Genomic DNA, 586 nt, shown 5'->3' with positions numbered 1-586 from the left:
TGGAATAACATTTCTGTTCCATATTGATTGAAATTTAAAAGTGACTTGTTTACGATGCCTAAGTGACTTACTTACGACCCGTAAGTGACTTGCTTAGGATGCCTGAGTGACTTGCTTAGGATACTGGAATGAGACTTACATCCGGGTGACAGGGTGACACCGGTGACAGGCTTTTTCAGAAATCTCTCTCACGTAGGCGGGCGGGAGGCCTTTCTGGAAAATTTTTCCTGCCTGCCCGCGTGAGAGAAAGTTTTAGAAAACAAGTGTCACCGCCGTCACCCGTCATCAGAATGGGAGATTGCCGCTGGCATCGATACCCAGGGAAATCTGATAGTTCCTGATCTCTTCTGCCGTACGGATGATGGCGACGAAACCACGACTGTGCTTGGTGCGTAACCTGTTGAAACCCAGGTCTCCGAATGCCTTGCCAATCTTCTGGCTGCTCAGCTTCTGAGTGATGTTGCAGCCGATGATCTGCATCGCCCGGGCTACGGACACAAACTCCCCGTTCTCTCCCTCCGAAGGCTTCCGGAAGTAGAGATCCACCAGTTCCTGTTCGAGGCGTGGTGTCTCGAATTTACTGTTG

General features: G+C 50.3%; 1 pseudogene. It reads right to left on the bottom strand.

The annotated features are described in order from the left end of the window. Positions 1 to 285 precede the first annotated feature (285 nt). Positions 286 to 586: pseudogene (locus tag AAAT87_RS15475) on the bottom strand (hypothetical protein); the annotation flags it as partial.

The sequence above is a fragment of the Segatella sinensis genome (assembly GCF_040095255.1).
GTDB lineage: Bacteria > Bacteroidota > Bacteroidia > Bacteroidales > Bacteroidaceae > Prevotella > Prevotella sinensis.
Note: the sequence above shows the minus strand (reverse complement) of the source record. Positions and strands in the feature narration are given on the sequence as shown.